General features: G+C 67.9%; 25 protein-coding genes, 2 pseudogenes and 1 riboswitch. Of the genes and pseudogenes, 14 read left to right on the top strand and 13 right to left on the bottom strand.

Translation table 11 applies throughout. The features are described from left to right. Positions 1-82: 82 nt before the first annotated feature. Positions 83-643: pseudogene (locus ABIB27_RS08785) on the top strand (anti-sigma factor); the annotation flags it as partial. A gap of 45 nt (positions 644-688) precedes the next feature. Here the strand turns inward: ABIB27_RS08785 and ABIB27_RS08780 are convergent. After that, positions 689-1,549 (bottom strand): DUF1206 domain-containing protein, encoded by an 861-nt coding sequence (locus ABIB27_RS08780; protein ID WP_354215772.1) that lies wholly within the window; start codon positions 1,547-1,549, stop codon positions 689-691. Positions 1,550-1,769: 220 nt separating this feature from the next. Between ABIB27_RS08780 and ABIB27_RS08775 the strand changes: the two genes are divergently transcribed. Together ABIB27_RS08775 and ABIB27_RS08770 are read left to right on the top strand one after the other, a co-directional pair. Beyond that, on the top strand, positions 1,770-3,347 hold the full coding sequence (locus ABIB27_RS08775) for a WXG100 family type VII secretion target (protein WP_354253806.1): 1,578 nt from the start codon (positions 1,770-1,772) through the stop codon (positions 3,345-3,347). Positions 3,348-3,390: 43 nt separating this feature from the next. Continuing rightward, positions 3,391-3,837 (top strand): hypothetical protein, encoded by a 447-nt coding sequence (locus ABIB27_RS08770; protein WP_354215675.1) that lies wholly within the window; start codon positions 3,391-3,393, stop codon positions 3,835-3,837. Between the two features lie 25 nt (positions 3,838-3,862). On the opposite strand, the gene trmB is transcribed toward ABIB27_RS08770, so the two are convergent. After that, positions 3,863-4,786 (bottom strand): tRNA (guanosine(46)-N7)-methyltransferase TrmB, encoded by a 924-nt coding sequence (trmB, locus tag ABIB27_RS08765; protein ID WP_354215674.1) that lies wholly within the window; start codon positions 4,784-4,786, stop codon positions 3,863-3,865. Between the two features lie 137 nt (positions 4,787-4,923). On the opposite strand from trmB, the gene ABIB27_RS08760 reads away from it, so the two are divergent. From ABIB27_RS08760 to ABIB27_RS08745, 4 genes are all read left to right on the top strand, one after another. Beyond that, positions 4,924-6,222, top strand: a complete 1,299-nt coding sequence (locus ABIB27_RS08760; protein ID WP_502909151.1) for an MFS transporter — start codon at positions 4,924-4,926, stop codon at positions 6,220-6,222. A 91-nt stretch (positions 6,223-6,313) separates the two neighbouring features. Beyond that, positions 6,314-6,607 carry a hypothetical protein gene (locus tag ABIB27_RS08755; protein WP_354215672.1) on the top strand — a complete coding sequence of 98 codons (294 nt, stop codon included), beginning with the start codon at positions 6,314-6,316 and terminating at the stop codon, positions 6,605-6,607. Between the two features lie 123 nt (positions 6,608-6,730). Further along, positions 6,731-7,540, top strand: coding sequence for an alpha/beta fold hydrolase (locus tag ABIB27_RS08750; protein WP_354253804.1), 810 nt, complete (start codon positions 6,731-6,733; stop codon positions 7,538-7,540). A 94-nt stretch (positions 7,541-7,634) separates the two neighbouring features. Further along, positions 7,635-9,023: an MFS transporter gene (locus ABIB27_RS08745; RefSeq protein WP_354253803.1), complete on the top strand. Its 1,389-nt coding sequence runs from the start codon at positions 7,635-7,637 to the stop codon at positions 9,021-9,023. A gap of 82 nt (positions 9,024-9,105) precedes the next feature. Here ABIB27_RS08745 and ABIB27_RS08740 read toward each other — a convergent pair whose 3' ends face one another. Continuing rightward, a complete protein-coding gene (locus ABIB27_RS08740; RefSeq protein ID WP_354253802.1) occupies positions 9,106-9,831 on the bottom strand; it encodes a class I SAM-dependent methyltransferase in 726 nt (241 codons plus the stop codon). Between the two features lie 349 nt (positions 9,832-10,180). On the opposite strand from ABIB27_RS08740, the gene ABIB27_RS08735 reads away from it, so the two are divergent. After that, entirely contained in the window at positions 10,181-12,127 is a 1,947-nt protein-coding gene (locus ABIB27_RS08735; RefSeq protein ID WP_354215668.1) for a DEAD/DEAH box helicase, read from the top strand. 67 nt (positions 12,128-12,194) lie between these two features. Here the strand turns inward: ABIB27_RS08735 and ABIB27_RS08730 are convergent, their stop codons facing one another. From ABIB27_RS08730 to ABIB27_RS08700, 7 genes and pseudogenes are all read right to left on the bottom strand, one after another. Continuing rightward, on the bottom strand, positions 12,195-12,845 hold the full coding sequence (locus tag ABIB27_RS08730) for an MBL fold metallo-hydrolase (RefSeq protein ID WP_354215667.1): 651 nt from the start codon (positions 12,843-12,845) through the stop codon (positions 12,195-12,197). A 41-nt stretch (positions 12,846-12,886) separates the two neighbouring features. After that, complete coding sequence (locus ABIB27_RS08725) at positions 12,887-13,888, bottom strand: aldo/keto reductase (RefSeq protein ID WP_354253801.1); 1,002 nt, start codon at positions 13,886-13,888, stop codon at positions 12,887-12,889. Positions 13,889-13,964: 76 nt separating this feature from the next. After that, a complete protein-coding gene (locus ABIB27_RS08720; RefSeq protein WP_354215665.1) occupies positions 13,965-14,594 on the bottom strand; it encodes a nucleoside/nucleotide kinase family protein in 630 nt (209 codons plus the stop codon). 9 nt (positions 14,595-14,603) lie between these two features. Next, on the bottom strand, positions 14,604-14,966 hold the full coding sequence (locus tag ABIB27_RS08715) for a DMT family transporter (RefSeq protein WP_354215771.1): 363 nt from the start codon (positions 14,964-14,966) through the stop codon (positions 14,604-14,606). Then, a complete protein-coding gene (locus tag ABIB27_RS08710; RefSeq protein WP_354215664.1) occupies positions 14,966-15,289 on the bottom strand; it encodes a DMT family transporter in 324 nt (107 codons plus the stop codon). Before ABIB27_RS08710 ends, ABIB27_RS08715 begins: the two co-directional genes overlap by 1 nt. Before the next feature lie 9 nt (positions 15,290-15,298). Further along, positions 15,299-15,363: riboswitch (guanidine-III (ykkC-III) riboswitch) on the bottom strand. Between the two features lie 68 nt (positions 15,364-15,431). Then, positions 15,432-15,710, bottom strand: a pseudogene (locus tag ABIB27_RS08705) (ferritin-like domain-containing protein); the annotation flags it as partial. Between the two features lie 84 nt (positions 15,711-15,794). Further along, a complete protein-coding gene (locus tag ABIB27_RS08700; protein WP_354215663.1) occupies positions 15,795-16,448 on the bottom strand; it encodes a HutD/Ves family protein in 654 nt (217 codons plus the stop codon). A gap of 101 nt (positions 16,449-16,549) precedes the next feature. Here ABIB27_RS08700 and ABIB27_RS08695 point away from each other — a divergent pair, with 101 nt between their 5' ends. Together ABIB27_RS08695 and ABIB27_RS08690 are read left to right on the top strand one after the other, a co-directional pair. Beyond that, positions 16,550-17,149, top strand: a complete 600-nt coding sequence (locus tag ABIB27_RS08695) for a phosphoribosylanthranilate isomerase (protein ID WP_354215662.1) — start codon at positions 16,550-16,552, stop codon at positions 17,147-17,149. 113 nt (positions 17,150-17,262) lie between these two features. After that, positions 17,263-17,664: a YccF domain-containing protein gene (locus tag ABIB27_RS08690; RefSeq protein WP_354215661.1), complete on the top strand. Its 402-nt coding sequence runs from the start codon at positions 17,263-17,265 to the stop codon at positions 17,662-17,664. Between the two features lie 70 nt (positions 17,665-17,734). Here ABIB27_RS08690 and ABIB27_RS08685 read toward each other — a convergent pair whose 3' ends face one another. From ABIB27_RS08685 to ABIB27_RS08675, 3 genes are read right to left on the bottom strand one after another with little or no spacing between them, the layout of a single operon-like run. Beyond that, positions 17,735-18,541, bottom strand: a complete 807-nt coding sequence (locus ABIB27_RS08685; RefSeq protein WP_354215660.1) for a 2-phosphosulfolactate phosphatase — start codon at positions 18,539-18,541, stop codon at positions 17,735-17,737. Next, complete coding sequence (locus ABIB27_RS08680; RefSeq protein ID WP_354215659.1) at positions 18,538-19,407, bottom strand: DUF4031 domain-containing protein; 870 nt, start codon at positions 19,405-19,407, stop codon at positions 18,538-18,540. The genes ABIB27_RS08685 and ABIB27_RS08680 overlap by 4 nt, the downstream gene beginning before the upstream one ends. A 50-nt stretch (positions 19,408-19,457) precedes the next feature. Beyond that, positions 19,458-19,550 (bottom strand): BBE domain-containing protein, encoded by a 93-nt coding sequence (locus ABIB27_RS08675; protein WP_354215658.1) that lies wholly within the window; start codon positions 19,548-19,550, stop codon positions 19,458-19,460. An 85-nt stretch (positions 19,551-19,635) separates the two neighbouring features. On the opposite strand from ABIB27_RS08675, the gene ABIB27_RS08670 reads away from it, so the two are divergent. The 4 genes from ABIB27_RS08670 to ABIB27_RS08655 are packed head-to-tail and all read left to right on the top strand — an operon-like array spanning position 19,636 to position 22,765. Continuing rightward, positions 19,636-20,046 carry a TOBE domain-containing protein gene (locus ABIB27_RS08670; RefSeq protein WP_354215657.1) on the top strand — a complete coding sequence of 137 codons (411 nt, stop codon included), beginning with the start codon at positions 19,636-19,638 and terminating at the stop codon, positions 20,044-20,046. Then, a complete protein-coding gene (modA, locus tag ABIB27_RS08665; protein ID WP_354215656.1) occupies positions 20,043-20,843 on the top strand; it encodes a molybdate ABC transporter substrate-binding protein in 801 nt (266 codons plus the stop codon). Before ABIB27_RS08670 ends, modA begins: the two co-directional genes overlap by 4 nt. Before the next feature lie 6 nt (positions 20,844-20,849). Then, complete coding sequence (locus tag ABIB27_RS08660; RefSeq protein ID WP_354215655.1) at positions 20,850-21,704, top strand: ABC transporter permease; 855 nt, start codon at positions 20,850-20,852, stop codon at positions 21,702-21,704. Continuing rightward, positions 21,701-22,765: a sulfate/molybdate ABC transporter ATP-binding protein gene (locus ABIB27_RS08655; protein ID WP_354215654.1), complete on the top strand. Its 1,065-nt coding sequence runs from the start codon at positions 21,701-21,703 to the stop codon at positions 22,763-22,765. Before ABIB27_RS08660 ends, ABIB27_RS08655 begins: the two co-directional genes overlap by 4 nt. Positions 22,766-22,782: the final 17 nt, after the last annotated feature.

Genomic DNA, 22,782 nt, shown 5'->3' with positions numbered 1-22,782 from the left:
GCCCGTCGAGCAGAAAAAAATTTCAGCGGGGCCGTAACTTTCCCGTTCCGGCCAGCGATGTAGGTGGTGATGGGTTCCCCACTGCCGGGCGGAACTCGCGGAACTGGAAAGCCTGCCGGCCCTGCTGGACGCACTTCCCGTGCCGGACGCGGTGGGGCTGACCGGGAGCACCCGCCCCGCCGCGTTAACCCAGCCGGCCACCTCCGTTCCCCGTGCGGTCCTCGACGAACTGGCCGCCCGGCGTCGTAAATTACGACGGCGGTGGGCAGCACCGGTGGGCGCGGTCGCCGCAGAGTGCCTCGCGTTGGGCGTGGCGGCGGGGCCGCTGCTGAACCGGCCGCCGCAGCCCGACGCCAGCTACTCCGTCCAGGCGGACAGTGGCCTGCGCTTCAGCGTGGACCTGGCCCGGAAGAACTGGGGCACCGAACTGGCGGTCAACGGCAGCAGCATGCCGCTGAACGGGACGTACTCGCTGTGGGTGCGGGACCGGGACGGCGGGGAGGACCGTGCCTGCGCGTGGACAGCCACGCCCAGCGGCCGGATCAAAGTTACCGGAGCCACGCCGGTCCAGCTGGCCAGCATCGCGAGCGTCGAGCTGCGGGACTACGACGCTCGCACCGTCGCAGTGATCACGGTTCCGTAGCTCCGCGTCCCGCCTCCCACGGGCGGCGCGCCGGTGGGTGGGCTGTTAAGTCATCTTCGCCAGGCGTGCGCGGACCACCATGTACAAGCCATAACAGATCAGGCCCGCACCCACGGCGGCGAGGAGGTACACGCCGAACGGTTGGTCGCGGAGGGCCTTGAGCCCGCCGTCGAGGCCGGTTGATTCGTCCGGATGGGCGCGCAGCGTGGCGATGGCGATCAGCAGCCCGGTCAGCAGCAGGACAGCACCCTTGGCCACGTAGCCGGTCACACCCAGGGCGGTGACTGCCGTCCGGCCGGTGGGGGACGCGGGCATCGTCACGTGTTTCGCGAAGGATTTCCTGATTCCCCGGATGGCATAGACGGCGCCGGCGACGGCGATGCCTGCCCCCATCACAACCAGCAGGGCCACGCCGCCGGGGGCCTGCATCACGGCAAGCGTGAGGTCGCTCGCGGATTGCCTGTTGTCATCCCCGGAGCCTGTGCCCATGGCGAAGGCCGCAAGCGTCAGGGCCAGCCCGGCAAACACCAGGGCCTGGGCTGCCGCCTTTGCTTTCTGGCCGGCTTTCTTCTTGGCGGGCAGCCCGCTGTAATCGAAGATGGCATCGCTGGCCTGCCACACCGCCAGTGCGGCGCAGGCTGCGAAGCTCGCCCATAGGAGGAACGGTCCGGCGGGCTGGCTGGCGAGCTCGGCCACGGCTCCGCTGAAGTCAGCATTCCCCGAGCCGCCCATCGCCAGCCGGATGGCGATAGCCCCCACCAGGAAGTGCAGGACACCGCTCGCCGCAAAACCCGCCCGTGCCAGCAACTCCAAAGGGCGTGAGTTGGTGACGTCCTCCGCCGCGTCCGCGGCCTGTCTGAATTCTCTTTTAATGCTGGTTCCTTTGGCCGGCGCCGGGAGGCGCAGATTGCGTGCCCCCCGCACAGATCCATCGTGCCACGCAGAGCCAGCCTCGAAAAGTCCGGCATTCCGGGGCGGGGACCAGTCCCGCGCCCGCCGGGGACGGTGCGCTGGCGTGCAGTCCGACGTCGCCAATGGGGAGTGTTCCCCATCGCGGGGCACTGCCTGCCGTGCGACCATATGTTCAGCGATAAACCCACTCGTATCACTCTCCGGGGGAGACACCATGACTTTTTACGGCGCGGACGTCAGCCAGCTGCGTGAGCTGGCGAAAGCCGCTGACAAGGCGGCCACGCTGCTCAGCAGCCGGGCAAGCTCCCTGCAGGGCCAGATTCAGTCCGCCCCGTGGAAGGGCCCTGACGGCGCGCAATTCAGGCAGGACTGGACCGGCAACCATCGTCCGGCACTCGAGCGGGTGGCCTCCAGCCTCCGCCACAACTCCAAGCTGCTCCTCCAGCACGCCGACGAGCAGGAAAAGGCCTCCGACAAGTCGAGCGGTGGCGGCGGAAGCTTCCTGGACAGACTCAAGGATTCGGGCGGCCGGGCAAAGTCATGGTTTGAGGAGCAGGCGCAGAAGGCGGCCGAGGCGCAGGCGCACCGCCAGGAGCTGGAAAAGGGCCTGGCTGACATGCTCAAGGCCAGCCCGGAAGAACAAGGCAAGTGGTGGGCGGGCCTGTCCGAATCAGACCGGCAGTACCTGATCGAAGGCGAGGGTGAGAACGGCCCCTTCGCCGAAGACCTGATGAGGATGGACGGCGGCATCCCCCTCTCTGCCCAAGAGCAGGCCAAAGCGCAGCTCCAAGGAATCGGCCGGTCAGATGTTCCTGTCTACACCGAGACCGGCAAGGCCTCCATCGACGGCCGGGTTGCCTGGTTCCATGCCGGCGCGGAAGTGGGCACCGTGGTGGTTGAGAATGCTGATGGTTCGGCCACCTTGAAGGTTTACGGAAACGCGGGCGCGGGCCTGAACGATCCCACCGGAACGGCAGGCGTCACGCTCAACGGGGAAGGCTCCAGCGAGTTCAGGTTCGGCAGCCTTGACGAGGCCATGGCGGCCCGAAACCAGATGTACGGGGAGCTCCCGCCGGACGACCTTGGTGATGTTAAGGACATGGCCAGCAATGCGCCGATCTACATCGCGTCCACCGTCCTGGACGCCGCCAACGACAACGGCACAACCGGCGTCGAAAACAAGGTCAAGGGAACGCTGTCCTTCGAAGCCAAGGGTGAGGCCGGTCCGGGCTCGGGCTCTGCGAAGCTGGACCTCGCCTACGAGCGGAACCTGACAGACGGCACGGCCACCGCCAGCGGCGAAGTGTCCGCGCAGAGCAAGCTGGACCTTGATGGCCAGATGTTCCAGGCCTCAGGCAAGGGCGGCCTGGAAGTAAACCTGGACAAGGACAGCAACATCGAGTCGATCGCGGTGTCCATGGACGGCACCGTGGCACAGGGCGCCGTCCATGGACCAGACCTGCAGGGCGCCAAGCTGGAGTCGAACGTGACCGTCGGCACGCAGGGCACTGTCAAGATCGACGTCGAATATTCCCCGGAGAACAAGGCCGTGATCGACAGCTACATGCGCAACGTGGCGCTTGGGAACGACTTCGCGGCAGCCGCGGACGCCGCGAAGCTGTACGAGGCCGGCTCTGCCACCGTCCAGGTGAACAACGTGGTGACGGTGTCCAACGAGGCCGGTGTGGACTTCAGGGCGGGCGAAGTGGCGGTCAAGATCGAGAACAAGGTGTCCACCAACGTGTCCACGTACTATAAGGTCGCGAACGATTCGAAGCTTGAGCGGCTCTGACGTCCCCGTGCCTGAACCCAAGACTTACCGCTAAGGAGCAACCATGTCAGTGCACATCGAATCCCCCCTGGGGTTTACGGCAGACTTCCCCGAGTACACGCAGGTCCTGGAGGAATCCGCCGCGGGGCCGAACACCGAGCAATACGGACTGCTGGGAGGCGTTCTGGTCACTGTGATCAAGGACGACACCTCCGTCACGGACGCGCCGCAGGCTAACGGCTGGGCCCACCTGATGTCAGAGTTTTACCTTGAAGAACGCGCAGGGACCCGCATCACCGAAGGCGAACTGAACCTGCCCGGCAAAGCCGCGTACGCGGTCCTCGTGGGCTACACGGATCCTGCCGGTGCGCCGAGGGTGGCAGCTACCGTCGGCGTATGGGAGAACAGCAAATTTATCGGCGTTGTGGTGATCTGGCCTTACGTGAACCCGGAGATCGAACCACGCGTGGATATGCTGAAGGAGATCGTTTCCGGCATCAGCGTGGGCTGACAGCTGCCCGGCCGCCGGGGCTGATTCAGCGCCGGAGGTAGCAGAGGTCGAAGATCAGCCGGCCGGCCTCGTGGGCTTTGGCCTCAAAGCTGGTGCGGATCCTGCCTTCGAAACGCGGGGCCCAGCCGCCGGTTTCGTCCACGCCCTCGTTGGGACCGGTGTGCTCGGTGCTGACCGGCGCCCTGCCCTCGCGGACGGGTGCGCCGCCCACCAGGGACTCGACGCCGGACTGCCACACCTGCGTGAGCGGGCTCTCCGGACCGTGGCGCTCGCCGGTGTGCAGGTTCTCGAAGTCCGGCGAGTCCGCCAGGACGTCGCGGACGTGGACGGCGTAGTTGGACCAGTCGGTGGCGATCCGCCACAGGCCGCCCGGCCTGAGCGCCCGGGCCGCGAGTTCGGCGAACTCCGGCTGGATGAGCCGCCGTTTGTGGTGCCGTGACTTGTGCCAGGGATCGGGGAAAAACACCCACAGCTCGCTGACCGACCCTGCCGGCAGCATGGTGGCCAGGACCTCAGGCGCGTTGGCCTCCACCACCCGCACATTGCTCAGCCCACGGCTGTTGATCTTGATGATGGTGTTGGCCAGCCCCGGCGTGTAGACCTCCACCGCCAGGAAATTCGTGTCCGGGTTCTGCTCGGCGGCGTGGCAGATGGCATCGCCCAGCCCGGACCCGATTTCCACGACCAGCGGTGCCTTGCGGCCAAACTCCGCCTCGGCGTCGAACGTGTATTCCGGGTGGACCGACGTGTTCGCAATGTGCCTCGGCACGTCCACGGCCCACCGGTCCGCGTGCTCTTCCCACGCCGTCTGGCGGCGCCCCTGCAGCCGGGTTCCGCGGCGCACGAAGCTGACCGGCCTGCCGCCGTAGGTGCCGAACGACGCCTGGGTTCCGGGCGTCACCGGCCGCGGGACATGCGGAGTCTGGGGGGATTCTGGGGATTCACTCATCCACTCCAGAATAGTTGAGTTTTTGTCCAGATAATCTGCCTTTGCGGTGCTCATACCCGCGATAAGTGGACAAAAACTCGGCGGCGAGGGGCGGGCCGGCGTTCGTGGGCAGCGGCGGCCCGCTGCCGCCTGACAGAATGGGTGCCGTGACCCGTGCTGACAACGTGTACGTACCCGGACTGCTCGTCGACGCCGAAATCGACGATGTTCCCGCCGCGTCCCCCACCACGCTCCCGGACGGGCCCCGCGGACGCCGCGCCCTGGCTTACCTGGGCCTCTGCCTGGTGCTCATCGGCCTGAACCTCCGTACGGTCTTCTCAAGTTTCGCGGCGCTGCTTCCGGAGATCACGTCCGACGCCGGGCTGCCGGGCTGGGCGGTGGTTGTACTCACCACAGCGCCCGTGACTCTTCTGGGTGCCTTCGCCCCGCTGGCCCCTGGGCTTGCCCGCCGGTTTGGCCCGGAGCGGGTGCTGCTGGGTGCCATGGCAGTACTCACGGCCGGGCTGCTGCTCCGGCCCGCAGCCGCCGGCGGGCTCGTGCCGGGCGCCGGCCATCTCCCTGCCCTGGTGGTTGGGACGGCGGCCTGCGGTGCCGCCATCGCCCTCTGCAACGTGCTGCTCCCGGGACTGGTGAAGCGCGACTTCCCGCACCGGCTGGGTCTCATGGGTGGGCTTTACACCACGGCGATCTGCGCATCGGCCGCCCTCGGCGCCGGCTTTACCTACCCCATCTTCACGGCGACGGGAGAGTGGACGGCGGGGCTGTGGTTCTGGGTGGTGCCCGCCGCCGTCGTCCTTTTACTCTTCCTGCCGGTAGCGCTCCGGCAGCACCCCGCCCGGCACCAGGCCGCGTCCGACGGCGTCAACTTGTGGCGCTCCGCGGTGGCCTGGCAGGTGACCATCTTTATGGTCCTGCAGGCCATGATGTCCTTCAGTGTGTTCGCCTGGCTGGCACCGATCCTGCGCGATCGGGGCGTGGACGGCGGCACCGCGGGGCTGATGGTATCCGTTTCCATCGTGCTCCAGATGCTGGGCTCTCTGTTCGCCCCCGCCTTGGCCTCGCGGTTCCGAGACCAGCGGGCCATCAACGTGATGGTGGCGCTGATGACCGGAAGTGGCTTCGCGCTGAGCATCTTCGGGCCGCTCGAGCTCATCTGGGTGTGGACCGGGCTTCTTGGCCTGGGGCAGGGAAGCCTCACTGCGGTGGCGCTGACCATGATCATGCTGCGTACCCGCGACGGCCACACCGCGGCGCACCTGTCCGGGATGATGCAGGGCGTGGGCTACGGACTGGGTTCCACCGGCACGCTGCTGGTGGGCCAGCTCCACCAGGCTACCGGATCCTTCGCGCCCGCCGGACTGCTGTTCCTGGGCGTTGGCTTGCTGGCCGCGGTTTTTGGCTACCGTGCGGGCCGGAACCGGTACGTCGGCGGCTGACCGCCAGGGAGTTTTTGTCCAGGTAATCCCGCTTTTGCCGGCCTAGAGCCCATTATCTGGACAAAAACTCCTAGTCCGCGGGGAATTACCGTTGCCGGAACGTCGCACGACCGGGCTAACCGATGTGGTGCTGGCGGTGCTGCCCCAGTTCCATGTGGGCGGGTGGAACATCCAGCCGCTGCTGGCCTGGTGGGCCGGCGCGCTCAGCGGCGAGGTCCGCGAGATGGATCCCACCGTGGCGGCCTGGGCCCTGATGGGGATCGGCGAGCTCATCGGCATGCGCCGGGTGCTCTGGGACGAGGAAGGTGCCCACCCCATCCCGGGCACGCGGCCCGATGTGCCGGAAGAAGTCTTCGAGGAACCCCTGGAAGGGAATGCCCCATGACGCGAGCAGCAAGCAGCACCGGCTAGCGGACCACCGACGTCCGGGTCCGGGGAGGCGCCCTGCACACCCGCTCTGTGGGCTCCGGAGGATCCGGGGGCCCCCACCATCCTGGCCGTCCACGGCGTGACGGCCTCCCACAAGGCATGGCCGTACCTGGCCGAAGCCCTGCCCGGCGTCCGGATCATCGCCCCGGACCTCAGGGGACGCGGGAGATCCAACACACTGCCCGGACCGTACGGGATGCCTACACACGGCGAGGACCTGGCCGCGGTGCTGGGTGCGCTCACGACGGGACCCGTCGTCGTCGTCGGACATTCCATGGGCGCCTTTGCCGCCGTGGTCCTGGCGAACCTGTTCCCGGAGCGCGTGCGTTCGCTGGTGCTGGTGGACGGCGGGCTGCCGCTGCAGGTTCCGGCCGGGTTTTCGGACGAGGATGTGGTGGCGGCGGTACTGGGCCCGGCCGCCGAGCGGTTGAATTCCACATTCCCCAGCCGTGAGGTCTACCGCTTCTTCTGGCGGCAGCACCCCGCGTTTAGCGGCGACTGGACCCCGCTCGTGGAGGACTACGTGGACTATGACCTGACGGGGGAGGAGCCGGAACTGAAGCCGGCTACCCGTTATGAGGCCATGGCCGAGGACACCGCGGAGCTGCACGGGGGCGCGTCGCGGCTCAAAGCGCTGGATGAACTGGCCGTTGATGCCCAGGTGCTGCGGGCGCCGCGGTGCCTGCTCAATGAGCCGGCCGCCCTGTACGCCCCGGCTATTTGGCGGCCTGGGCGCAGAAACTGCCCTCGCTCCGGATCGGGGAGGTGCCCGACGTCAACCACTACACAGTCGTGGTGGGCCAGGCCGGCGCCGGCGCGGTGGCGGAGAGCGTGCAGGAAGCCCTGGCCGTCCGGTCGCCGTCCCACCCCTGAGTTTTTGTCCAGATAATGCCGCTTCACGGGCTTGAAAGCCGTGTTATCTGGACAAAAACTCAGGGCCGGAACTGATACGGTTGCGTCCAACAACTGATCAGGCTGGTGCCGTGCGAGATTCCACCCTCCCCTCAACAGGGACCACCGCCGGGATCCTGCAGCGGCCGTACCTGTGGGTGACCATCGGCGCGTGTTCCCTGGTGTTCCTCGCCGCGTTCGAATCGCTCGCCGTCACCACCATCATGCCCGTGGTCAGCCGGGAACTTGGCGGGGCAAGCCTTTATGCGCTGGCCTTCGCCGGGCCGCTGGCCACCGGTGTGATCGGCATGGTAGTGGCCGGAAACTGGTCCGACCGCCGGGGGCCAACCCTTCCGCTCTATGCCTCTGTGGCCCTGTTCGTCGTGGGGCTGCTCATCGCCGGCACGGCAGTGTCCATGCCCTTGCTGGTCGCCGGCCGCTTGGTGCAGGGCCTCGGCGGCGGGGCGCTGACGGTGGCACTCTACGTGGTGGTGGCCCGCGTCTACCCTGCCGTCCTTCACCCGGGAATTTTCGCCGCGTTCTCCGCCGCGTGGGTGATCCCGTCCCTGGTGGGCCCGTTCGCGGCCGGCATCGTGGCGGAGGTCCTGAGCTGGCACTGGGTGTTCCTGGGCGTGGTGGGGCTGGTGATTCCCGCGTTGGTGATGATCGTTCCGGTCCTCCGCGGCGTCAACCCGGAACCGGAACAGGCGACGCCGCCGCCGTGGCCGGTGGGCCGGATTGGCTGGGCTGCGCTCGCCGCCCTCGCGGTGCTGGGACTGAACCTCTCCGCGGGAGTCACTATCGCGGGCGTCCCCGCGGCGCCGGCACTTTTGGCCGCGGCCGCCGTCGTGATTGCCCTGATTGCCGTGCGCCCGCTGCTGCCGCGGGGAACACTGCTCGCGCGCCGCGGGCTGCCCAGCGTGATCCTGACCCGCGGCCTCGCCGGTGCCGCATTTTTCGGGGCCGAGGTGTACCTGCCGTACCTGCTGATTGAGCAGTACGCGTTCCCGCCGACGTTCGCGGGCCTCGCGCTGACGGCCGGCGCGGTGGCGTGGGCCGGGGCCGCCGCGATCCAGGGCCGCCTGGGCAACCGGCTGCGGCACCGCACCGCGGTACGGATCGGGTCCGCGCTCGTGCTGCTGGCCATCGCCCTGACCTTGGCGACGGCTGCCCTGCACTGGCCCGCCGCCGTCGCGATGGCCGGCTGGATCTTCGCCGGCGGCGGCATGGGGCTGATCTATCCGCGGCTGAGTGTGATGACACTCGCCCTGTCCACCAAGGAAAACGAGGGCTTCAACAGTTCCGCGATGTCCATTGCGGATTCGCTGGGCGGCGCGCTCGCTCTCGCCACCACGGGCATTGTGTTCGCGGCATCTACGACGACGGCGGCATCGTTCGCCGGAGTCTTCGCCCTGACTGCGGTGGTGGCCGTCGCCGCGGTTGCGGTGGCGCCGCGGGTCACCTCAAATCACCCGAACTGATGCGTACCCCGCCTGACCTTGGAGTTTTTGTCCACATATTCGGCATTTCCGGCCGCTAAAGCCGTGTTATCTGGACAAAAACTCAGGAAAGCCGGGTGGCCCTGAACACGGTGTCGCCGACGACGGCATCCTGCCCGTCCGGCCCGGTAGCCGGCCGCTCCCGGGTGGTGTTGACCTCCACCTGCCAGTCAGGCGATTCGATGCCCAGTTCCTGGATGAGCTGGGCCGGCGTGTAAAACATGTCCGGATTGGTGTGGTTTCCCCACGGGGGCAACCGGTGGGGGTGGTGGCCCACGATCAGCAGCGTGCCGCCCGGTTTGACTGCGGCGGCCGCCGTCCGGAGCGGCCCCTGCCAGACCAACTGCGGGCCGTGCAGGAACTGGGAGGACACCAGATCGTAGGTTTCGTCGGGTTGCCACTTGTCCAGGTCGCACTGTTTCCAGTGGATGCGGCTGGGGATGACGCCCGCGCCCTCGGCGTGCACGCTTTCGCGGTCCAGGGCGGCTTTTTCGTGCGCGGCCGCGCGTTCGAGTGCGACGGCGGAAACGTCGACGGCGGTGACCGTCCAGCCTTGTTGGGCGAGCCAGATGGCGTCGGCACCTTCGCCGCAGCCCAGGTCGAGTGCCCGTCCCGGCCGCAGCCCGCCGCCTTCGCGGAGCAGCTGGGGGTTGGGTTTGCCGCTCCAGATCTGCGGCTTGCTGCCGTATTTTTCGTCCCATGCCTCGGCTGCACTTTGCTGCCGCTGCTCTCCTTGGCGCGTGTCGCCGTCGTGCGCTGCGTGGTGGTGGTCTTCGCCCTGTTGCGTCATGCCTCAAGCCTGCCCCGGCCCAGCGTTGAAGGCAACGGTACCGCCGCTGTCCGGACAAGCGAGGTGCAGGAATCGGGGCTGGAGGCGACGGGATGATATGCTTGAGGAACTTGATGTGCAGTGATGCCCGCTTGCTCCTTAAATCGGAGTCCCTTCATTCGGGAAGCGGGTTTTTTCATGTGAGAGGCACATCCTGCGTCGATGAACGCGTTCCATTTGGTCCCTGCCGCCGCCCTGATATGGGGCAGCAGCCCGGTTGATCACCTGACTTTTCTTCGGCGAACCCTTGAGCCAACCGGCATCGGGGGCCGATATCCGCACGGATACCGCCTGAAAGACCTTTGACTACATGACTACTTTTGCTGCCCTCGGCACGCCCAAAGAACTTGCTGAGACCCTCACCGCACAGGGAATTGTTGAGCCGTTCCCCATCCAGGTCAAGACCCTCCCGGACACCCTGGCCGGACGCGACGTCCTGGGCCGCGGCCGCACCGGCTCCGGCAAGACCATCGCTTTCGCCATCCCGCTTGTAGCACGACTCGCTGAGCGGGAAGCCAAGCACTTCCGCAAGCCCGGCCGCCCGATGGGCCTGGTCCTCGCGCCGACCCGTGAGCTGGCCACCCAGATCAACGCCACCATCGAGCCGATGGCTAAGGCCATGGGCCTGACCACCACGGTCATCTACGGCGGCATCTCCCAGGCCCGCCAGGAAAAGGCACTGCGTGCCGGCGTTGACATCGTCATCGCCTGCCCGGGCCGCCTGGAGGACCTGATCCGCCAGCGCATCCTGACCCTCGAAGGTGTCGAGATCACCGTCCTGGACGAGGCCGACCACATGGCCGACCTTGGCTTCCTCCCGGTCGTCAAGAAGCTCATGGACATGACCCCCAGCCAGGGCCAGCGCCTGCTGTTCTCCGCCACCCTGGACAACGGCGTGGACAAGATCGTCCAGCGTTACCTGTCCAACCCGCTGACCCACGCCGTGGATGAATCACAGGCCGCGGTGACCACCATGGAACACCACGTGCTGGTGGTCAACGACCAGACCGTCAAGAAGCAGCTGATCGTCGAGCTCGCCTCGGGTGCCGGCCGCCGCGTACTCTTCATGCGGACCAAGCACCACGCCCGCAAGCTCGCGAAGACCCTGACCGACGCCGGGATCCCCGCCGTCGACCTGCACGGCAACCTCTCGCAGAACGCCCGTGACCGCAACCTGGCCGAGTTTTCCTCCGGTGACGTCCGCGTCCTGGTGGCCACTGACGTCGCAGCCCGCGGCGTCCACGTGGACGACGTCGAACTGGTGATCCATGTGGATCCGCCCACCGAGCACAAGGCGTACCTCCACCGCTCAGGCCGTACGGCCCGCGCAGGTTCGGACGGCACCGTTGTCACCCTGACCCTCCCGGAGCAGCAGAGCGACGTCAAGAAGCTGATGAAGGCTGCCGGCGTCGACGTCAACTTCGAGCGCGTCACCGCCAACTCCCCGCTGGTTGCTGAACTGGTGGGCGAAATGGCCGACAAGATTGATCCGCGCACCCGCGCCGCACTGCTGGCCACCAAGGCCAAGCAGCAGGGCGGCGGAACCTCCACCGGTGCCAACGCCGAGCGCAAGCACGCCCGCCGGAGCGGCCAGGCTGCCCCGGCCGCCGGCGGCCGCGGCGGCCGTGGCGGCCGTGGACGTGTCTCCGCAGAGCCGACGCGCACCGACCTGCCCCGTGCAGAGCGCCGGGCCGTGGCTTACGAAGGCCGCACTGAAGCCCGCGCAGCATTTGACCGTGTTGCTGAGCAGAACGAGGACCGCGCCATCGCAGCAGCAGCTGCACGCCGCAACGCCCGCGGCACCACTGGTTCGACGCACCGCAACGACGTCCCCGCGGCAGGTGGCCGTGCAGCGGCCGGCCGCGGTTCAGACGGACGCAGCTCCGACGGGCGCACAGATTCTCGGATCACTCGCAGTGATGCTCCCCGCGGCGGGACCGGACGTCCGGCTTCCTCCGGCCGCCCGGCGTCGTCCGGCGGACAGCGTAACGGCCGTCCGGCAGCCGGCCAGCGCGCAGCCGGCGCACGCACTGCCGGTGCCGGCGCCCGTACGGGTGGGTCCGGCCAGCGCGCCGGTGCTGCCAGTGCAGGCAATTCTGGCGCAGGCAACTCCGGCAACAAAGCTGTCTGGTCCTCCAACACCGGTGGCACCTCGGGTGGATCCTACGCAGGCAACGGCGGCGGCAACGGCCGTCCGGCCCGCAGCGGCCCCCGCCGCGCGTCGGCTCCTGCGTCGAACGAACGCCGCGGCCGCTAAACAGCAGTGATCGGCGGTTGAGCTTGTCGAAACCAGGGTTTCGACAAGCTCAACCGCCGTTAAGCCCCTACCAGCCGCGGGCGCGCCACTCCTCAAGGTGCGGGCGTTCCGCGCCGAGGGTGGTGGGCTTGCCGTGGCCCGGGTGCACCACGGTGTCATCCGGATAGGTATCGAACAGCCGCTCGCTGACGTCGCTGATCAACTGGTTGAACCGCTCAGGATCCTTCTGGGTGTTGCCCACGCCGCCGGGGAAGAGCGAATCCCCGGAGAAGATGTGGGCAGGCCCGGCCGGATCCCGGTAGACAAACGCAACCGAGCCCGGCGTGTGGCCGCGCAGGTGCACTGTGGTCACGTCGAAGCCGTCGAAGTTGCCGACGTCGCCGTGGTCCAGCAGCAGGTCCACCTTCACCGGAAGCTCCGGGGCGTCATCCGTTCCGGCCGCCGTCCTGGCGCCAGTGGCTTCCACCAACGCGGGCAGCGCGCGGACATGGTCCCAGTGCTGGTGCGTGGTGGCGATGAGCGCCAGCGTGGCCGTTGCAGCGGTGTCCGCGGCGGCGTCCTGCAGCAGCCCCTGGATGGCCGGCAGGTTGTCCGCGGCGTCGATCAGCAGTTGCGCGCCGGACTCCTTGGCGGTTAGCAGATACACGTTGTTGTCCATCTCGCTGACCGAAATCCGGCGGATGGTGATGTCCCTTAAATCATGAATGAGCGTGTCCATGGGCTCCAGTCTATTCACAGCGGTAGCCATTCGCGGCCTGGTTATTCACGGTCCTGGGACACCCAGTTGGGCTGCGCCGAACGGGAACCGACGACGGCGTCCGCAGCCTTGTCCAGTGACTCCAGTTGCGCCGTGGGCAGGACCAGTGACAAGGCGCCGAGGTTCTCGTCGATCCGGTGCGTTTTGCGCGTGCCGGGGATGGGCACCACGGGAATGCCCAGCCGCTTGCCCTGGGCCAGCAGCCAGGCAAGGGCGACTTGGGCAGATGTCGCGGCCAGTTCGGTAGCTACGGCCTGAACCGCTGCCACCACGAACTGGTTGGCTTCGGCGGCGTCCTCGGCGAAACGCGGGATCCGGCGTCGGAAGTCGTTGGCTCCCAGGCTTAACGCGTCCACGGTGCCGGTGAGGAATCCCCGGCCCAACGGCGAATATGGCACGAAGCCCACGCCCAGGCCTGCCGCGGCCGGAACAACGTTGCGTTCCACATCGCGGCTCCAGATGGACCACTCGCTCTGGACCGCGGCGATCGGATGTACTGCGTGGGCTTCAGCCAGCTCCTGCGCGGTCACCTCGGACAGGCCAAGGTGTTTGACCTTGCCCTGCTGCACCAGCTCCGCCATGGCCTCCACGGTTTCCACAATCGGAACGCGGAGGTCACGGCGGTGCATGTAGTAGAGGTCGATCACGTCCGTGCCGAGCCGCTGCAGGCTGGCGTCCACGGCCTGCCGGACGTAGGCGGCGTCCCCGCGGACCTCCGTGTAGCCGGTCCCCGGAGTGCCCACCAGCGAAAACTTGGTGGCCAGCTGGACCTCGTCCCGGCGCTCCTTCAGCAGTTTCCCGATGAGTACCTCGTTGCTGCCCCCGCCGTAGATGTCGGCCGTGTCAATGAAGCTGACGCCGGCATCCACGGCATGGTGCAGGGTCTTGAGGGCCTCGTCCGGGTCAACTTCGCCGTAGACCGGGGTGAGGGCCATCCCGCCGAATCCGAGGGGACTGACCGTAAGTCCGTCGCCGAGGTGAACCGATGGTGCAGATGCAGTCATGAGCGCGCCCCGTTCGTTGTGCAAGGCTGGTCCAGCCAAGAACCACGCTCCCGGCTGCGGTATTCCTCGCAGTTTCCTATACCCAGGGGATGATCCGGTCCGCTCCCTGGCGTGTGGCCTCGATCTGCACAGCGTTGGCTTCATCCGGGCCGAGGGCCCAGGCTTCCGCCACGGTCCGTTCCATGCCGAACTGCACATGCCGGTCCACCAGCCGGGCCAGCCGCAGCGCAGGGGGAGTGTCCACAAACCAGACCTGATCCAGCTGCGCGCGGACCTCCTTCCACGGCGGTGCCTCCGCCAGCAGGTAGTTCCCCTCGGTGATCACCAGCGGCACGGATGCCGGAACGGCGATGGACGCGGCCACCGGCTCGTCCAAGGTGCGCCGGAATTCCGGCGCGTAGACAACAGCCTCATCCCGCCGCACCAGCCGCTGCAACAGCGACAGGTACCCGCCGACGTCGAACGTGTCCATTGCCCCTTTGCGCTGCCGCAGCGGTGTGCCGTCGATGATCGCGTTGCCGAGGTGGAAGCCGTCCAGCGGCACGACAACGGCAAGGTCAGGGCCGAGTTCCTGCTGCAGCCTGGCCGCGAACGTGGACTTGCCGGAGCCCGGCGCGCCGGTGATGCCCAGCAGGGTCCGGCGGCCGCCGGCCTCGAGCCCGCGCCTCAGTGCCTGTATCGCCTGCGTTACCTCGGGGGAGTCCATGGCAAAAGCCTAAACCGGCCGGTCCTGCCGGGCCTTGGCATCCGCCGGCAGCGACTTCAGCCCGGCCGCGCAGCCCACGATCCCGCCGATGAACAGCACTTTCAAAACACTGAAGGGTTCGACGCCGGTGGCCATGGCCCAGCCGACGGTCAGGGCAGCGCCGATCCCCACCCAGACGGCGTAGGCGGTACCCAGGGGAACGCTGCGGATGGCAAGCCCCAGCCCAATCATGCTCAGCGTGGCCGTCACGGCGAAGACCAGCGTGGGGAGGGGATGGGTGAAGCCGTCGGACAGGCCCAGGGCGGTGGCCCACACCGCTTCCAGAACGGCGGATCCCAGGAGCAACAGCCAGGCAGCCGAACGGGACTTCATCACGCCACCACCTTCAGGCCAACCACGCACGCGGCGATGCCGGTCAGCAACAGCAGGCGCGCCGTCGTCGGACGTTCAGCCTTGGTGATGATGGCGTAAGCGGAGGTCAGCACCACCCCCACGCCCACCCAGACGGCGTAAGCGGTCCCGGTGGGGATGGCCTGCATGGCGATGGCGAGGCCGGCCATGCTGGCGAGGACGGAGACCAGAAACAGGGCGGCGGGGGCGATGCGGCGGCGGCCTGTAGCTTGGAAGGTCCGGTGCAGCGCGGCGGCCCAGACGGCCTCCAGCGCCCCGGAAAGAATGAGGATTAACCACGACATGACAGATCCTTTGGCCAGTCTTGTCGCGTGCCGGGTACTGAACCGTCGTCCGGAGGTCCGTTGCGGAGCCTTGCTATCAGAGTAGCAACGCCCGACGGCGGGTGGCCGGGTTGGTGGCCAACCTCGCCGCCGGGCGAGAGTCCTAAAGTGCGCCGTCGGCGGCCTCGGGGGCGGAGGAGTCGCGGCCGAGGCCGCCGATGGTTTCGCGGGCGATGAAGTTCTCAATGTCGAACAGGTTGTCTGCGCGCTCGGCGATATTCAGAAGGGTGGTCATGGAGGCAACCTCTTCCACCTGCTCCTTGAGGAACCAGAGCATAAACTGCTCGCGGTCCAGCATGTACTGGACCATCATCATCGCGTGGTTCCGTTCCTCCACCGACTGCCGGTAGAAGTAGCGTGCCAGCTGCGGGAGGTCTTGGTTGACCCCGAGTCTAGGAGCGGGGTCATCGGCCGACCAGTGTGGAAAGGCTCAGATAACGAAGGCGAGGCTGGCCCTTCAGCCGCGTCAGCCCGCCACGCGGTCGATCGAAACCACGGCCAGGAAGCCGCGCCCAAGGATCTCGGGGGAACGGGTATCGGAACCGACGACGGCGTCGTACCGGTGGAGTGCCTCGGGTTCGGCCGGGGCGGCGGCAGCGTCGCCGTCGGCATCTTCATCAGCGCTGCTGGCATCAGCGTTGAGGGCGTTCGCAGCGTCGGCGGCGCCCGCGCTCACGGTGGCCTGGCCCTGCAGCAGCACCGCGAGTTGACCCTCAAAAACCGGGTGCGCGCGCTTTTTGGAGAGCTCGATGATGGACGTGAAGCCCTTGAAGGAGCCGGTCCGGGTGATCACGTTGAGGTCCCGGATATCGCCGGTGGGCAGGGCCCCGTGGGTGGCCGCTTCGCCGGAGAACCGGAAGGGACGGTATTTTTCCAGCGGATGCTCGGCGCCGTCGACCGTCAGCAACAGCAGCTCGCCGTCGATCACGGTCAGCACACGCTCCATGCCCGGGAATGCCGAGAAATCCCCGGCTTTGCTGACATCGGCGATGCTGACGCGCCAGTCCCAGGCACCGTCCTGCGCGGACGCCGCCTTGGGATGGCTGGCCAGTTCGCGGGTCACCCCGCCGCCGTTGCGCCACGGTTCGGACCTGAGTTCTGCGAAGCGGATGATCTCCATCCGTCCAGCCTAGTTTGTTGCCGGCCCCCATCGGCGCAGGCTCCAATCCCTGCTAATGTCCTCCCGGGAGACATAGCGAAAACAGCCTCAAGGAGCCGGGAATGTTCGTCAAAATTTGTGGTCTCAGTACGCCGGAATCGGTCCGGGTTGCTGTCGAGGCCGGGGCTGACGCCGTCGGTTTTGTCCTGACGGCGAGCCCGCGGGCGGTCACGCCGTCCCAGGTTTCCGGGCTCCTGGCCGACGTGCCAGCCGGGGTGGCCGCCGTCGGCGTGTTCCGGCATGAACCTGTGGCCGACGCCCTTGCAATCGCCCGCTCCGCCGGAGTCAAATGGATCCAACTCCACGGGGACCTCACGCCGGAAGACGTCACAACAGTGCACGCTGCCGGCATGAAGCTGATCAGGGCGGTCACCATGGCAGCCACCGCGGACGCGTTCGCCGACTGGGGCGAGGAAATCCTATTGATTGATGCCGCCGTCCCAGGCTCCGGAGAGACCTGGGACTACGGCTCCATGGTGGAGGTGACAGCGATTGAGGACCGCAACTGGCTGTTGGCCGGCGGGTTGGATCCCCACAACGTGAACCAGGCGGCCGCCTCCGCCGGCGCGTGGGGCGTGGATGTCTCCTCCGGCGTCGAAGCTTCGCGTGGGGTGAAGGACCTGGACAGGATCCGCGCGTTCGTGAAAGCCGCCAAGGGCTAAGCCAAGGGTGAAGGCAGGGGCTAAACCCTTGGCCTCGATCCTCAGCGAGGATTCAGGCTCCAATCAGGGCAGACCCCGACGTTTTTGTCGGACCTGCAAGGCACAATGGACAGATGAAGACACTGCTCAACATCATCTGGCTGGTTTTCGGCGGACTCTGGCTTGCCCTGGGCTACTTCCTGGCCGGCATCATCTGCTGCCTGCTCATCGTGACCATCCCATGGGGCATCGCGTCGTTCCGGATTGCGGCCTACACACTGTGGCCGTTCGGGCGCATGGTGGTGGACAAGCCGGGCGGAACCGGGGTGTTCTCACTCGTGGGGAACGTTATCTGGCTGGTGGTTGCGGGCATCTGGATTGCGATCGGCCACGTGGTCACAGCCTTCGCCATGGCGGTCACCATCATCGGCATCCCGCTGGCCATCGCCAACCTGAAGCTCATCCCGGTGAGCCTGATGCCGCTGGGCAAGCAGATCGTTCCCACCAACACGCAGTTCATCACCGGCTACCGCTGACCCTGAGCTGACGGCTTGGATGCGCAGGTTCGTCGGGGCAGTCCTGCACCGGCGGGCGCGGCCGTAAACATCAGCGTGGGCTGAAGGCCCCGTTCACCAGGATGGCCACGGCGGCGCTGTCGTCCAGCTCGCCGGCGATATCGACGTCTTCCGGGTACCCGGAACCAGTCAGCTCGCGGCCGGTGGAGCAGTTGTGCAGCATCTCCCGCAAGCGCGGCTCCGCGGCCTCGAAGACAGCCACCGCCGCCACGGCCTCCGGCGAATACCCGTGCCGGCCGTCGTCTGCCTCATAGCCTCCCTTTCCGGCGGCCACCAGCCCTGCAATAAAAGCACCGGCGCCGATCTGGTCCTCCACAGCGGGACGGAAAGTGCCGTCAGGCCAGCGTTCACCGGCGCAAATCACCGCGATCACGGCGTCTTCGGGGAGGCTGGCCGCCACCCAGTCCGCTGTAGCTGCGGCGTTGCGAAGGCACACGGCCGCTATCAGCGGGACCTCTTCGGCAAGCTCATGGCAGAGTGCCGAGCCGTTTGGGGACGGCAGGACCACCCGTTCGAGGGTATCTGCAGCGCGGAGGCTCGCGGGTGACAGGCTGAGCCCGCCGCCGTCACGGGGTCCGGCCAATTGGGCCCGGTGGTGGGCGGCGAAGTCCTCCGCGCTGGTGTCCTTCCACGGGTAGGGAAAAACGTCGGCCCCACGGTCCAGCGCGACGCTGACGCACGTGGTGAAGGACAGGACGTCCACCACCACCGCAAGGTCCGCGCCGGACGTGACTGCCCGGGCGCCGTCGGAACCCCATTCCAGGCGGACGGAAAAAGGCATTTGCCGGAGCGTTGCGCTGGCGGAGTGATGCGTGGCCCTCGAACCGGGAGCGTTCACGTTAGTTCACCCTTCAGATTTCGGTGCGCGGCATCCTGCCACAGCTCCTTGGCCCGCCCGGTATGGAAGAGCGGGTCCAATTCAAGCAGTTGACGCACGACGGCGGCGCGTCCGGCAGCGAAATCGGCGTCGCCGATGTGCGCGTAGTCTTCCCGGACGGCGGCCACATACCGGGCGTACGGCTCAGGTTCGCCGGCGAGAACGGACAGGTCCGCGTCGCAGAGGAGGGCGCCGTCGTCGTCCCCCGGCTCCGGGCGGTGGTCCGACGTCAGCCTGACCAGCCGCGCAACTTCCTCGATCTCGGCCGGCGGAAGCCCCGCGTCCGCCAGGCGGTCCTCGGCGAGCCGGGCCGATTCCTCCTCGTCCTGGCCTGCCACCCCGCGGTACACGGCGTCGTGGAACCAGGCGGCCAACAGCACGGTCCGCGGCGGATCGGCGGGGTCGGTGAGCAGGTCCAGCGCCTCGAGCACAGCCAACAGGTGGGTGCGGGCGTGGTACTTGCGGTGCTCTTCGCCCCAACGGTCCAGCAGGTCAAGGAAGAGGGCATCGTGGCCGGGCATGATGCTTTCCCAGCGGTTCAGGAGCGGCACTTTCAAGGACTTGCTGCGCTGCCGGGCCGGGATGCGCAGCCCGCTGGCGATGAGCTTGCGGACCAGGATCCTCGCCTCCACCGGTATGGCACCGGCGGCCACCAGGTCCTCGAATCGGCGCTCCGGGACGTCGTAGTGGTCGCCGTCGAACGCCCGGTCCGGGATGCCGGCCGCCGCGGCGAAAGCATGCAGCTCGTCCAGCGAGGTGTCCGAGACAAGGTGCGAAAAGTGTGTGCCGTGGGCGGGCCACAGGGGCGGGTCCAGGTAAATCGCCATAGGGGAAGTCTAGTGCGGGCCGTGCACATCAACCCGCCAAGCGGGAGTACTCAGGAGCCGGCCGGCAGGATGTTCTGGTTGCCCTGGAACACGTTCTTCGGGTCGAAGTCACGCTTAACCATGGGCAGCCGCGGACCCGCCACCACAAACCTCCCGCCCGGACCCGAACACCTGCCGGAATGCCATAACTAGCTCTCCAAAACCGCAAATGCGGACTATTATGGGCAAATGCCCACTATTCGCGTCTCCGAAGCAGCCAGGTTCCTGGGCGTCAGCGACGACACCATCAGGCGCTGGACAGACAACGGCACCCTCACCGCCATCAAGGACGACGCCGGCCGGCTGGCAGTGGACGGCCTGGAACTTGCCCGGCACGCCCAGAATCTCGCCCAGCTTCCTGACGATCCGCACCGCAGCGGCAGTTCAGCGCGCAACCGGTTCGTCGGCCTGGTCACCGGCATCACCGCCGACACAGTGATGGCGCAGGTGGAGCTCCAGTGCGGCCCGTTCCGCGTGGTCTCGCTCATGAGCAGCGAAGCCGTCCGCGATCTCGGCCTGGAACTCGGCTCTGTGGCCACCGCGGTGGTCAAGGCCACCACTGTCATCATCGAAACCCTGCACGGAAAGGGCTCCGCATGAGGCGCGGCGCCCTTGCTGCCATGGCGCTGGTGCTCGCCCTGGTGCTCGCCGGCTGCGCCGCGGTTGGTCAGGGAGGCGCCGCAGGGCAGGGCGGAACGGACGACGGCGCCGCGTCAGGCGCCGCGGGCACCGTCACCGTTTTTGCCGCCGCGTCCCTCAAAGCCGCCTTCACGGACCTGGCCGGAAGGTTCGAGGCGGAGAACCCGGGGACGGACGTCGTCCTCAGCTTCGCGGGTTCGGCCGATCTCGCCACCCAAATCACCCAGGGCGCCCCGGCCGATGTCTTTGCCTCCGCGGACACCCGGACCATGGACAAACTCACGGGCGAGGGCCTGGTGGACGGCGAGCCCAGGAACTTCGCCACCAACACCCTGACCATCGTGGTCCCGCCCGGCAACCCCGCAGGCCTCACCGGCTTCAGCGACCTCGCCAGGTCTGGCGTCAAAGTGGTGGCCTGCGCCAGCCAGGTCCCGTGCGGCGCCGCAGCCCGGGCCATCGAGCAGGATACTGGCACCACGCTCAGCCCGGTGAGCGAGGAATCCTCGGTCACCGACGTCCTGGGCAAGATCACGTCGGGGGAGGCCGATGCCGGACTGGTCTACGTCACTGACGCCAAGAGCGCAGGGGCCAAGGTAAATGAGATCCCGTTTCCCGAGGCCGCCAAGGCCGTCAACACGTATCCCATCGGCGCGGTGAACGGCGCCGGGAACAAGCCTGCGGCCCACCGGTTTGTGGAGTTTGTCCTCGGCGCCGAAGGCCAGGCAGCCCTCGCAACGGCCGGCTTCGGCAAGCCGTAGGATCCCATGACCGCCCGTAAAGCCGCAACCTACACCGGCATCCCCGCCTGGATCTACGCCGTCGCGGCCGGCGGGGCGCTGTTGGTGGTGCTCCCGCTGGCGGCGATGGTGGCCAAGGTCAACTGGGCCCAGTTCATCCCGCTGGTCACCTCGGAATCCTCGCTGACGGCCCTCGGCCTAAGCCTGCGTACCTCAGCCGCCAGCACAGTCCTATGCATCGTCCTGGGGGTGCCGCTCGCGCTGGTCCTGGCCCGCGGCAGTTTCCCCGGCCAGCGGGTGCTGCGCTCGCTGGTCCTGCTGCCGCTGGTGCTGCCGCCGGTGGTGGGCGGCATCGCGTTGCTGTACACGTTCGGCCGGCAGGGACTGCTGGGCCGGACACTCGAAGTCGCGGGCCTGCAGATCGCATTCTCCACCACCGCCGTGGTCCTTGCCCAGGCTTTCGTTGCCCTGCCATTCCTGGTGGTCAGCCTCGAGGGGGCACTGCGCATCGCCGGCCCCAAATACGAAGCCGTGGCCGCCACCCTCGGCGCCAGCCCCAGCACCGTATTGCGCCGCGTCACGCTGCCGCTGGTGCTGCCCGGCGTTGCCTCCGGCGCGGTCCTGTCCTTCGCCCGCAGCCTGGGCGAATTCGGCGCCACCCTCACCTTCGCGGGCAGCCTCCAGGGTGTAACCCGGACCCTGCCGCTGGAAATCTACCTGCAGCGCGAAACGGACGCCGACGCCGCCGTCGCACTTTCCCTGGTCCTCGTAGCCGTCGCGGTGGCCGTGGTGGCGCTCGCCTACCGCAGCCCCCGGGCGGCCAGGCAGGCCACCTCCGGGAGTACGACGGCGGCGCCCGCCGCTGGCGGTGCGGTCCCGTGACGTTCCGGGTCCGGGCAGCCGTGGCTGATCGGGGATTCGAGGTGTCCCTGGGCGTCGGACCGGCCGAAACAGTGGCCGTGATGGGGCCCAACGGCGCGGGCAAATCCACCTTGCTCAACGTCGTCGCCGGCCTCCTGCATCCGGACTCGGGCACAGCTGAACTGGACGGCAGAAGCCTTTTCAACCTCGCCGCGGGCCGCGGATCATGGACTGCACCACACCGCCGCGGCACCGCCCTCCTGGCTCAGGAACCGCTGCTTTTTCCACACCTGAGCGTGCTGGACAACGTCGCGTTCGGGCCCCGGAGTGCGGGCGCCTCGAGGGAAGCCGCCAGGAAATCCGCCCTGCTGTGGCTCGCGGAAGTCGAGGCCTCGGAGCTCCAGGCCAGGCGCCCCGCAGAGCTGTCCGGCGGGCAGGCGCAGCGCGTGGCGGTGGCCCGGGCGCTTGCGGCCGACCCCGGACTCCTCCTGCTGGACGAGCCGATGGCTGCACTGGACATCCACGCCGCGCCACTGCTCCGGCGCCTGCTCAAGCGCGTACTGGCCGGCCGGCGCGCCATCATCATCACCCACGACGTCCTCGATGCCCTGATGCTGGCCCACCGCGTGGTGATCCTTGAAAATGGCCGGATCAGCGAGGAAGGCCCCACCCGCGAGGTCCTGCAGCGGCCGCACAGCCGGTTCGCCGCCGGGCTCGCCGGGCTCAACTTTGTGGCGGGGCAGATCACGGACCACGGCCTCCGGGCGGACGGGCTGGAGTTCTACGGCCAGCACCACGACCTGCCCGGCCCGCTGCCCGCCGGACAGGCGGGCGTGGCGGTCTTCCCGCCGTCGGCCGTTTCCATTTTCGTGTCCGAGGCGCACGGCAGCCCGCGCAACTCCTTCCCCGTGACCGTGACCGACCTGGAGCCGCACGGGGACCAGATCCGCGTCCGCGCCGGCGAAAACGGGCAACTGAGCGCCGATATCACCCCGGCAGCCGCGTCGGATCTCGCGCTCTCGCCGGGCGCGCGGGTCTACTTCGTGATCAAGGCCGGCACCGTGGCTATCTACCCCGCCTGAGCGGCGCCATCCCCCGA

The sequence above is a fragment of the Arthrobacter sp. UYEF21 genome, from assembly GCF_040546085.1.
Classification (GTDB): Bacteria; Actinomycetota; Actinomycetes; order Actinomycetales; family Micrococcaceae; genus Arthrobacter.
This window is presented reverse-complemented; position numbering and strand designations above follow the sequence as displayed.